The organism is Catenulispora yoronensis (assembly GCF_039531695.1).
Taxonomy (GTDB): Bacteria; Actinomycetota; Actinomycetes; order Streptomycetales; family Catenulisporaceae; genus Catenulispora; species Catenulispora yoronensis.
Genome location: NZ_BAAAQN010000026.1, coordinates 61,335 through 73,834 on the forward strand (window position 1 = coordinate 61,335; position 12,500 = coordinate 73,834).

3 protein-coding genes are annotated in these 12,500 nt (G+C 68.5%); 2 read left to right on the forward strand and 1 reads right to left on the reverse strand.

Annotation, left to right across the window (positions count from 1 at the left end; genetic code table 11):
• Window positions 1–271: 271 nt before the first annotated feature.
• Window positions 272–397, reverse strand: a complete 126-nt coding sequence (locus ABD481_RS21895) for a hypothetical protein (RefSeq protein ID WP_344667583.1) — start codon at window positions 395–397, stop codon at window positions 272–274.
• A 636-nt stretch (window positions 398–1,033) separates the two neighbouring features.
• Between ABD481_RS21895 and ABD481_RS21900 the strand changes: the two genes are divergently transcribed.
• Complete coding sequence (locus ABD481_RS21900) at window positions 1,034–7,939, forward strand: DUF8189 domain-containing protein (RefSeq protein WP_344667584.1); 6,906 nt, start codon at window positions 1,034–1,036, stop codon at window positions 7,937–7,939.
• A gap of 386 nt (window positions 7,940–8,325) precedes the next feature.
• Window positions 8,326–12,339: a glycoside hydrolase family 3 C-terminal domain-containing protein gene (locus ABD481_RS21905; RefSeq protein ID WP_344667585.1), complete on the forward strand. Its 4,014-nt coding sequence runs from the start codon at window positions 8,326–8,328 to the stop codon at window positions 12,337–12,339.
• The last annotated feature ends 161 nt before the right edge of the window (window positions 12,340–12,500 follow it).

Consider the following 12,500-nt stretch of genomic DNA (forward strand, 5'->3'; position numbering starts at 1 on the left):
GCTTACCGGCATCCCGGTAATAGGTGCTAGTCCCGCGGCGGCATCCGACGCCGCACCGGCCGCCAAAGCCTTCACCGGAGCGGCTGTCGCAGGAGCCAGATTCACTGTCGCGGTCGCTGCTGACGGCCAGACCGGGGTCGGCGCGACATACCCGGGCAGGCTTTGCGGTATCGAGTGCTTCGTCGCCAACCCGCCCTGCAACGGCACCGCCGCTTCCTTCACGACCGGCCGGGGCTGCCAGATCTTGCCCTTGTACACACGGCCTGTCGCATCAGCCGCTGGTGCGGACATCAGTGGCAGAGCCATGGCGACCGCGGTCGCCGCGGCCGTCCAGACCGCGATCGCGCGCGTGCGCCGGACCCGGCGCGCCGAGTCCGTCGATGCCGTAGAACGCCATGCCCCCATGAGACCACCGAGCCCCGTCATCGCACAGAACAAGCGCCGACCCGCCAGACGGCGGCAGCGGATCGCACTGTATACGAGCACTGCGATCCTGTCGATCGCAGTGCTCTGATATCAGGGCCGAAGATAACGATTGCGCCGCGCGCGCAGCCACACCGCTATCACCAACGGTAGCCGCCACGGCTCCGGTTGCTGAAGATCTGGCGGGTATTGAGGCGTTTTGCTGGCTACACAGTCCGCTGTCAAGATCCTCGCGAGGTCTGCTTTTGATAACGATCCCGTGAACTGCGGAGCGTTGACGCGGCGGTTCCCAGCCCTTAGCGTCCGCTGGCGCGCAGTTGGTGCGCGCTCCTTACATCCATGCACGGAGGGCATCGCCATGGATCCTGCCTTGTCGCGACACAGACATCGCAGAACACTGACACACTCGACGCTCGTCGCCGCACTCGCCGGCGCCCTGCTGATCTCCGGTGGACCGGCGTGGGCCCAGGGTGCCCCGCCATCACCGGCACCGCATTCCACTCCGTCGCCGTCGGCCGGCGCCAAGACGGCGGACGGTGCGAGCACGACGCCGGCCAAACCCGGGAGCGACAGCTCGGACAAGAGCAGCAAAACCGATAAGGCGCCGGCAGTGCAGAAGGTCGGCACCGCCACGCCGGAGAAGCTGGCAGCGCAGAAGGACCTCAGCGACGCCACCGCCAAGGCCAAGGCGACCGGCAAGCCAGCCCCGGTCGACTCCCAGACGACCACCTACGCAACCACCGTGGCCAACCCGGATGGTTCGTTCACCTCGACTGAGAACATCGCGCCGCAGCGAGTGAAGCAGAACAACGCCTGGGTCCCGGTCGACACCACCCTGAAGCAGGCGGCCGACGGCACCTGGCAGACCAAGGCGTCGGTATCCGGCATCACCATCTCCGGCGGCGGCACCGCCCCACTGGCGATCGAAGACGACCGCGCCGGGCATGTGCTGACCATCACGTGGCCCACGGCGCTGCCCAAGCCTCAGGTCAGCGGCAACACCGCCACCTACCCGGCGATCCTGCCCGGCGTGGACCTGAAGCTGACCGCCGATGCCTACGGCGTCAGCGACGTCCTGGTCATCCACAACGCCAAAGCCGCCGCCAACCCGGCACTGAAGACGCTGCACCTGGGCATGTCCAGCCCGGGGTTGACGGTGAAGGCCACCGACTCCGGCGGGCTGAAGGCCACCGACAAGGACGGCAAGGACCGCTTCACCGGCACCACGCCGATGATGTGGGACTCCGCCACCGCACCGGCTGCGAAGACTGCGGCGGCAACACCGGACCAGAGCGCGAACACCGCCGTGGCGGACACCAACGACCTCACCAAGTCCCCGGCCATGACCTCGCACCTGGCCAAGATGCCGATCACTACTGGCGGCAACGGGATCGACTTCCGCCCGGACCAGAAGATGCTCGGGGACGCCGGCACTGTCTACCCGGTGTATCTGGACCCGGACATCACCCCGGTCTACTCCAACGAGCGTGCTGAGATCTGGGAGTGCTACGACCGGGAGTACATCAACGGTATCGGTGAGACCGGTGCCCAGGTCCTGCGCGTGGGATGGAACTCCTGCGGCGGTCGCGTCCGCGGCATGCTGCAATTCGACACCAGCCAACTGGTCGGGCTGGAGGATGTTCCCGAGCGTATCGACAATGCGTACATCAAACTGCGCAATGAGAACGGTTGCACTCCAGTGACCGTCTACCGCACGGGCTACATCCAAGATGGAGTGACCTGGACCAACCAGGGCAGCAAGAGCATTTGGACCGGCGGGCTGGCCGGGCCGATTCCCGGCCAGCAGCAAGGCTGCCCCACCCAGAACGCCGGGCAACAGTTCGTGATCGACGACCTCCAGCAGGCCAAGGACGCCGCCACGAACGACTGGGGCACCATCACCCTGGGCTTCCAGGCCACCAACGAGGCCAACCACTCCACCTCGAACTACATGACGTACTACGCGTCCGGCACCGGCTACTGGGGCGCCAGCGAGCCGACCCTGACCGCCCACTGGTGGAGCTGGCCGACCGTCGCCAACTTCGGCGTCAGCACCGCGCCGATCAACAACCACGGCGCCACACAGGGCATCTGCGGATCGCAGCAGAACAGCCCGGGCTACCTGCCCATCACCAGCACTCCAGTGACGCTGACCGCCGACGTCAGTGACGAGGACCAAGGACATCTCCTCGGCTTCGCCTACGAAGTCGACAGCTATGACAACACCGGCAAGTGGCTCGGCAGCACCCCGCTGTCGACACAGACGTTCTCTTATCCGCAAAAGAACGTTCCCCGGCACATCGCCGCACCCCTTTCGGCCGCCTGGGTCGACGGCCAGGAATACCTGGTCGAACCGTGGGCCTGGGACACCGTGGAGAACCCGGACGGCGGCTACATATCGCCCAGTGCCGCAGGGTCCTGCTGGTTCAAGGCTGCTATAACCCCGCCCAACCAGCCCACCTTCTCCAGCCCCGTCAAATGGCAGGCGACCGGCCAGCACCTGGCCTCCTACCCGACCGCCGGCGACGGCGGCGGCATCACCGTCAGCGCCACCGCGCCGACCACCCCCATCGTCCGCTTCGACTGGGCGTTGAACACCGCCTCCACCAATGAGGGCGACGGCCACTGCACCAAGGCCAGCAACAACTGCGGATCCGTCAACGCCGGCAACACCACCAACACCAACGCCACCATCACCATCCCCGCCGGTTCCGGTAATGGTGAGCACTGGGGCAACAACTACATCTACGTCAGCGCCATTGACGCTGCTGGCAACGTCTCGGCCTATGCCCGCTTCGACTTCTTCGAGGCACAGGCCTTCCAGCCGGTGTCCTTCGGCAACGTCACCGGTGACGGCACCCCGAACATCATGTCCACCGACAGCGCCGGGAACCTGATCGTCTACCCGACCAACCGCGACATGTCCAAGAGCACTGACCCGAACGCCACCGCGGCCGCCAACGCCATCCAAGTCGCACCGGCCAACACTGCGCCCAACGGCACCAGCTGGGCCACCGCGCTGTACACCCACCGCGGATCCGAAATCATCCAACCCACCGACGACCTGTTCGCCTTCGACCACACCGGCGACGGCACCGGACACCTGTATTACTACCAAAACATCCAAACCCTCTCAGCATCCACACAACCCGGCTACACACCACCGGACAACATCAACGCCTTCACCCAAAGGGTGCGCGGTGTCATCCAGCGGCCCGCGTGTGTCCCGGCGAACAGCGCCCAATGCTTCGGCTACAACCCCAGCAACTGGAACGACGTCAAAAAGATCCTCGCCGTCGGGCCGGTGGCCGGTGGCTGCGACATCGTCCACCCCACCGCCACCTGTAAAACCAACCTGATCACCGTCGAGACCGACGGCCACAGCCCGGCCCGGGTCTGGCTGTTCACCGCCGCAGCCGCCGGGGCACTCAAAAACCCGATCCTGCTGTCCACGTCGAGCCCGGACTGGGACTGGGCGTCGCCGAACCTCACGCTCATCGCCCCCGGCAACGCCTCGCACCACCCGGCTCCCGCCGGGGCGCCGGCCGCCGGTGGCATGCCGGACCTGTGGGCCGACTACGACGGCACCCTGTGGCAGTTCACCAACCACTCCGACATCGGCGGCTTCGGCGCCGGACTGGCCAACCTCGGTGCCAAGACCATGCTCGGCACCACCGGCCAGTTCAAGGGATACACCTGGGTCTCCTCCGCCGGCGACCTCGACGGCGACGGCAACCCCGACCTGTGGACCATGGCCAACGGGCGCCTGGACGTCGTCCGCGGACCGTTCAACGGCACCATCGACCTCTCCGAGCAGTCGCAGGACACTGCCACGCTGATGGAATGGGGCGCCAGCCTCGGCGTCACCAGCCTGCAAGGCGACCAAGTCGCCGCGGGCTCCATCGGCCAGATCGTCTCCGACGTCGCCGGCGGACCCGGCGGCCAGATGTGCGTCGACGACCTGCAAGGCCTGCAGACCGACGGCAGCATCGTCGACATGTACCAGTGCAACGGCAGCCGGGCCCAGAAGTGGCTATTCGGAGCCGACAACACCATCCGATCCGTCACCGCGACCGGTGCCACCACCGCGTGTCTCGACACCGCCGGCGGGGCGGTACAGGGCTCGCTGGTCGCCCTGAGGGCTTGCGCGACGCCCAAGCCCGCCGACACCCAGCTGTGGCGCACCATCCCCTCGCCCTCGCACGCCGGCCACTTCTGGATCTACAACCCGGCCTCCGGAATGTGCCTGGACGACCCGGGCAGCGCCGCCGGCAACCACACCCAGTTCGACGTCACGCAGTGCACTGACACCGGCAGCGCACCGGCGGCGAACCAGACCTTCGCCTTGCCCGGAACCCCGGGGCAGACCCAGGCCATCGAGGCTGAGGACTTCTTCGGCGCGCAGGACGCCGGCAGCACCGGCGGCACGTTCCAAGTGCAGTACCCCTGCTGCGGCTCGTACTGGTCCAACGGCAACCAGCTGTTGCTCGCCAACACGGCCGCCGGGAACAGCATGACCGTCAAGTACGACCTGGCCGTGGGCGGGACCTACCAGGTCGCTCCGTTCATGACCAAGGCCGCCGGGTACGGCACCGTGTCGCTGAGCATCGACAACAACCCCACCGCGCTGCCCACGGTGTTCGACGGGTATCAAGGCTCTGGCTTGTCGATCAAGCAGATCCCCTTCGGGGCCGTGACGTTGGGGGCGGGCGCTCACACCTTCACGTTCAAGGCGGTGAACACCAACCCGGCGAGTACGGGTGACCGTTACGACATCGGCGTCGACAAGCTGGTACTGCTCCCGGCCAGCGGGACGGGGCTGATGCCCGCGCTGAGCGCCCCGACCTCCGGGATCGTCAACGTCCCGGTCACCGCGGACGCCAGCGGCTCCTACGTCGGCACCGCCCCGATCACCGGATACACGTTCGACTTCGGCGACGGCACCGCACCCGTCCAACAGACAACAGCACAGGCCACACACCCCTACACCGCCGCAGGCTCCTACCTGATCAAGGCGACCGTCACCGACGGAACCAACACCGTCACCACAACCTCCACCATCACCGTCACCACCGGCGCCGTGAACCAGTGGAAGCTCAACGACGGATCAGGCACCACCGCCGCCGACACCGGAAACACCGGCGGCGCCCCGGCGACGTTCGCCACCGGTGCCTCGCCGGCGCCGGGCGGATACGGGGTCTTCAACGGGACCTCGGGTTCCGCCGCGACGGCGGCCCCGACGATCGACACCACCAAGTCGTTCACCGTCGCGGCCTGGGCCTTCGTCGACAAGCCCTCCGGGTACCAGACCATCGTCACCCAGCAGGGCAGCCAGGTCGGTGCCTTCCATCTCGAATACGAGAACAACGGCACCAACGGCAACGTGTGGACGTTCGCCCGCGCCACCTCGGACACGGCGAACACCGGCTTCCTGCGCGCGACCTCGCCGCCCGGGGCGCAGACCGACACCTGGGTGCACCTGGTCGGCTCCTGGGACGCGACCACCGGTGCCATGCAGCTCTACGTCAACGGACAGCTCGTCGCGACGGGCTACGACGCCGGCCCGATCGCCTCGACCGGCCCTCTCGTCATCGGACGCGGCTTCGCCAGCGGAGCCGCGAACAACTACACCGCCGGCGGCATCGCCGACGTCCGCGTGTACCAGCAGGCCTTCGGCAGCGATCTGGCGTCCTGGCTCTACCAGAACTCCGGGTTCACGCCGCCGACCAGTCTGACGTGGGCCCTGGCCAAGCCGACCGCGCTGACCAGTTCCGACGGCACCGCCGCGGCGTGCAGCACGAATCCGGCCAGTCCGGCGGTCAGCACCAAGCTCAACCCGACGCTCGGGGCGACGGTGGCCGATGGCAGCTGGCACGCCGACTTCGAGGTGCGGGACGTCACCGATCCGACGGTCGCGGCGCCGCTGTACTACGGCGGGACCGGGGCGAGCACTGCGGCCGGGACGAGTGTCTCGCTCGCCGCGCCGTCGCTGATCAACGGGCACGAGTACGCGTACGCCGCTCGGGCCGTCAATGGCAGTGGAGCCAAGTCGGGCAACACCGCCAGCTGCTACGTGCGGATCTCGGTCAGCGGTCAGGGGGCCACGGCGGGGACCGGGGCGGTCGGGGTGTTCCTCGACAACACCGTGTACCCGGCGTCGGCCGGCCCGATCACGTGGTCGGGTCCGCAGAGCAACCTGGTGTGGCAGGCCGATGGCAACCTCATGGTCTACACCAAGACCGGGCAGGCGATCTGGTCGTCCAACACCGGTGGGCACCCCGGGGCCTCGCTGGCGCTGCAGAGCGACGGCAATGTGGTCATCCGGCCTTCGCTGCCGCTGATGGACGCGGCGGGCACGCTGTATGGCAGCACCCTGTGGAGCTCGGGCACAGCGGGTAAGAGTGTTGTCAGCCTGGTGGTGCAGGCCGGTGGCGCGGTGGTCGTCGAGACCAGCGGCGGCAACACCTTCTCGGTGAGCTCCTCCACCTCGGCCGGTGGTTCCACCGTGACCGCGGCCACCGGGGTCAACGCCTCGTACCGGGTCGGGTCCGACGGGAACGTGTGGGGCACCACGCAGTGGGTGCCGGGCGGCAGCTTCGGTCCGTGGGACCAGATGACCACCTCCGGCGGGTTCACCGGTGTGCCGCAGGTGATCCAGAGTTCGAGCGGTCAGCTGTCGCTGTTCGTGCGCCGTACCGACGGCACGCTGTGGGGCGCCGGCCAGCAGGTGGTCAGCGGACCGTTCGGCGCCTGGACGAACATCAACGGCGGGGGCGGTTCCATCGTCACCGATCCCACCATCGTCCGCACCAGCAGCGGGATCCTGGCCGCGTACGTCACCTCCAGTGACGGCAACATCTGGGGCACCAACCAGTACGTCCCGGGCGGCAACTGGGCACCCTGGAGCCCAGTCACCTCCGGCGGCGGCGTGGTCGGCCGGCCGTCCGTCGTCATCGTCAACGGCCTGCTGTCGGTGTTCGCGCGGATGAGCGACGGCACGGTGTGGGGTGCCAGCCAGCACCAGATCGCCGGGCCGTTCACCGGGTGGGGCAACATCAACGGCACTGGCGGCGCCATCACCAGCGAGCCCACGATCGTGCTCACCAGCACCGGGGTGCTGGCCGCCTACGTCACCGCCAGCGACGGCAACGTCTGGGGCGCCAACCAGTACGTTCCGGGCGGCAACTGGACACCTTGGAACCAGGTCACCACGGGAGGCGGATACGTCGGAAACGTCCAGGTGATCCAGACCGGCGGTGGTCTGCTGAACCTGTACAGCCGCACTGCCAACGGCGACATCTACGGCGCCGGTCAGCAAGCCGTGAGCGGCCCGTTCGGCGCTTGGGCCAACCTCGTCAGCGGCAGCAGCGCGCACTTCGTCGGCGATCCGGTGGTCATGCTGATGAGCACCGGGCTCGTCGCCGTCTACGCGCCGAGCGCCGATGGCAACCTCTATGGCACGAACCAGACTGTCGTCAGCGGTCCCTTCGGCGTCTGGACGAAGATCGGTTCCTGATTCCCTCCATCGAAAGTGAACAATCCGCGTCCTGCGGCTCGGTCCTCCGAGCCGCAGGACGCGGTGTTTTCGTCGCCGCGCCAGGCTTGGCACCTGATCATCGGATGCTGTCAAGCACAGTAGTCAGTTATATCTGATCAAAGCATTGATCCTGAGATTCGACCCTCCAATACAAGGTCATTCCGGCCTCCTGGGCCACCGGTACCGGTACCGCAATCGGTTCCGGTACCGGTTCCGGAACCGGTTCCTTATTGACAGTGGGGTAACGCGGGCGCAACATTCATGCCGCGAGGGCGCTCTCCCGCACGACGTCGTACGGACACTGACACCCGTCCCGGGCCCACCCCGGGACGGTCTTCTCCCCACACCCTGCTAGGAGAGCTGCAATGAGGCTTCTCACACGGCTACGGCCGTCGACAGGCGCACGCGGCAGATCGCGGTCATCGGGTCGGCGGCCGATCGTCCGGGCCCTGATAGCGGCGGCCGCGCTGTCGGCCACGTCGCTGGCCGGCACCCTCAGCCCGGCGCGCGCCGCCGTCGGCGTCCCGTACGGAGGCGCCGCCGCGGCGGTGCCGGGCGTCGTGCAGGCGGCGAACTACGACACCGGCGGGCAGGGTGTCGCGTACAACGTCGCTTCCACGAACGGTTCGGCGAACAGCTACCGCGCCGACGGGATCGACCTGGAGACCACGGCGGACACGCAGAACAGCAGTCCCGCCGGCGGTGCGTACGACTTGGGCTGGACAAATGCGGGGCAGTGGTTCAACTACACCGTAAACGTTTCCACCGCGGGCACCTACAGCGTGGCCTTCCGGCTCTCCTCGCCCTACGGCCTGACCGACGCCCTGCACATCGCCGACGCCTCGGGGGCCAACCTCACCGGTTCGGTCGCGATCCCCAACACCGGCGGTTACGAGACCTGGACCACGGTCACGGCCAGTCTCGTCCTGCCGGCCGGGACGCAAACGCTGACGGTGAAGCAGGACTCGAACGGGTGGAACTTCCACAACATGGCCTTCACCCTGACCTCCAGCGGAGGCGGCGGGGGCGGCGGTGACAAGCCATTCGGCGGGACGCCGGCGCCGGTGCCCGGCACGGTCCTGGCGGCGAACTACGACACCGGCGGCCCGAACGTCGCCTACACCGTCGCGGCGGCCAACGGCACCGCGAACAGCTACCGGTCCGACGGCGTCGACCTGGAGAACACGGCCGACACCCAGAACACGAGTGCGGCGGGCGGTCCGTACGACCTGGGCTGGACCAATGCCGGGCAGTGGTTCAACTACACGGTCCAGGTGAGCACGGCGGGCGTCTACACCGCCAGCTTCCGGGTGGCCGCGCCCGCGGCCAGCGCCGACGCCTTCCACCTGGCGAACGCCGCCGGGGCGAACCTGACCGGTTCGGTCGCCGTCCCGGCCACCGGGGGTTATCAGACCTGGACGACGGTCACGGCCAGCGTCTCGCTGGTGGCCGGCGCCCAGACGCTGACCCTGAAGCAGGACTCGAACGGCTGGAACCTGCACTTCATCTCCTTCGCCCAGGGCACCGGCGGCACCGGCGGCCCGGGGCCGAACCAGTACTGCGGCATCCAGGACCTGGCGATGGACCAGCCGACCACGGCCTCCTCGACGCAGGACGCGGTCGCCTATCCGGCCACCGGCGCCACCGACGGCGACCCGGGCACCCGCTGGTCCAGCGCCGCCGCCGACCCGCAGTGGCTGGAGGTGGATCTGGGCACCCAGCAGCAGATCTGCAGCATCAGCCTGCTGTGGGAGGCCGCCTACGCCACCGCGTTCCAGGTCCAGGTGTCCAACGACAACGCGAACTGGACCACGGTCTACTCCACCACCACCGGGGCCGGCGGGAGCCAGACCTTCCCGGTCACCGCGACCGACCGCTACGTCCGGATGTACGGCACGGCGCGCGGCACCCAGTTCGGCTACTCGATCTTCGAGTTCGACGTCTACGGCCTGACCAGCACTCCGCCGGTCACCGGCGGCAACGGCAACGGCGGCAACGGCGTGTGCCCGTGGGTCGGCTCGACCGCGCCGCTCACCCAGCGGGTGCAGCAGGTCCTGAACACCATGAACCAGTCCGAGGAGCTCACGCTGGTCGCCGGGGACGGCACCAGCAACTACATCGGCCACGTCGCGGGCGTCCCCAACCTCTGCATCCCGCAGATGAACCTGGAGGACGGGCCGTCCGGAGTCGGTGACGGCGCCGGCGGCGTGACGGCGTTCCCCGACGGCGAGTCGGGGGCCGCCACCTGGGACCCGACCCTGATCCAGGCCGAGGGCGTGGCCAAGGGCGCGGAGTTCGCCGGCAAGGGCGTCACCATCTCGCTGGGCCCGACGTCGAACCTGGTGCGGGACCCGCGCTGGGGCCGGACCTACGAGACGTACGGCGAGGACCCGTTCCTGGCCGGGCAGATCACCTCCTCCGAGGTGCAGGGGTTGCAGAGCCAGGGCGTGATGGCCATGGTCAAGCACGTCGCGGCCTACGACCAGGAGACGTACCCCAACGGCGGCAACAACGAGATCGTCGGTTCGCAGGCGATGCAGGAGCTGTACCTGGCTCCGTTCCAGTCGGCCATCGCCCAGTCGGCGCCGGCGTCGATGATGTGCTCCTACGCGGTGGTCAACGGCGCCTCGTCCTGCGCGAGCGCCCCGATGCTGCGCAACGGCCTGGACACGCAGGCCAACTACGGCGGCTTCGTGGTCTCGGACTGGGGCGCGGCGGGTCCGGCGGTGGCCGACGCCAACGGCGGCCTGGACATCGCGATGCCGTTCAACTCCTACGCCACCAACCTGGGCAACGCGCTGGCGGCGGGCACCTTCAGCCAGGCCACGCTGAACGCGATCGTGGCCCGGATCCTGACCCAGATGTTCGCCTTCGGGGTCTTCGACAACCCGGCGAGCGGGTCGCTGACCACCACGGTGAGCACCGCGGCGCACCAGCAGACCGCCCTGCAGCTCGGTGAGGAGGGCACGGTCCTGCTCAAGAACAACGGCCTGCTGCCGCTGAACCCGACCAGCGCGAAGACCATCGCGGTGATCGGCACCGACGGCGGCGCCGGGGTGGAGATCGCCGGCGGCGGCAGCGGCACCGTGACCAGCGCGAACACGATCTGGCCGGTGACCGGCATCCAGAACGCGGTCGGGCCGAACGTCAAGGTGACCTACACCGCGGGCAACGACAACGGGACGGCCAACATCCCGCAGGCCGTCGCGGCGGCGCGGGCCGCGGCCGACGCGATCGTGTACGTCAGCGCGCCGGAGGGCGAGGAGAGCGACCTGGGCACGCTGAACCTGTCCAGCACCGACGAGTCGCTGATCACCCAGGTGGCGGCGGCCAACCCGAACACCATCGTGGTGATCAACAGCGGCTCGCCGGTCGTGATGCCGTGGCTCAACTCCGTCGCCGGCGTCTTCGAGAACTGGTACGGCGGCGGGGAGACCGGTGCGGCGGTGGCCGCTCTGATCTTCGGCACGGTGAACCCCTCCGGCAAGCTGCCGGTGACGTTCCCCGCCTCGCTGAGCCAGGTCCCGGCCCAGACCACGGCCCAGTGGCCGGGCACTCCGACCGGGCCGACGTACAGCGAGGGGGTGAAGATCGGCTACCGCTGGTACCAGTCCCAGAACATCACTCCGGCCTTCCCGTTCGGGTTCGGTCTGTCGTACACGAAGTTCTCCTTCTCCAACCTCGCCGTGGGCGCGTTCAACGCCAACGGCACGGCGACGGTGACCGCGACGGTGACCAACACCGGCTCGGTGGCCGGGGCCGAGGTCGCGCAGATGTACGTCGGCGACCCGGCCGCCAGCCAGGACCCGCCGCAGCAGCTGGCGGGGTTCCAGCGCGTGACCCTCAACCCGGGGCAGAGCACGACGGTCACGTTCCCGCTGACGGTCCACAACCTGGCGTCGTGGTCCTCGGCGGACAACCAGTGGGAGGCGCAGGCGGGCACGTACGCGATCAAGGTCGGCGACGCGTCGAACAACCTGCCGCTGACCGGCTCGACGAGCCTGGCGCACACGCTGACCGGCCAGGTCGCCGCGGGCGCCTCGGCGGCGGGCGTGTCGCTGGCGAACACGGCGGTCAGCGCCAACGTCACGGCGAACTCCGGGGTGGCCGGGGCCGAGACGGTGGGCGTGGTGAACCCGTTCGGGTACAGCAGCCCGCGGGGCGCGGCGGTGTCGTTCGCGATGCAGGCCGTGGACTCGAACCCGGCGCAGTCGCTGACGTTCAGCGCGACAGGGCTGCCGCCGGGGATCAGCATCTCCGGGAACGGCACGATCTCCGGGACCGGGACGACGCACGGGACGTACACGGTGACGGTGACGGCGAGGGACGGTGTCGGCGTGTCGGGGACGGCGACGTTTGTTTGGTCGGTGGTGCAGTAGTAGGTAGTTCTTCAGTAGTAGGTAGTTCTTCAGTAGTAGGTAGTTCTGGATAGTTGCCGCTGTGCGGTGCGGGCCGGTTGCCTGTGCCGCACAGCGGCGCTTTCGTTGGTGGCTTTCTATTTCTTTCGGCCGAGGACCAATCCGCGGGGCGGCTCGGCAAC

Bases quoted from the DNA above. Each gene is read 5' to 3' on its own strand.
- ABD481_RS21895 (WP_344667583.1), bottom strand. From the start codon at position 397: ATGGCGTTCTACGGCATCGACGGACTCGGCGCGCCGGGTCCGGCGCAC.
- ABD481_RS21905 (WP_344667585.1), top strand. From the start codon at position 8,326: ATGAGGCTTCTCACACGGCTACGGCCGTCGACAGGCGCACGCGGCAGA.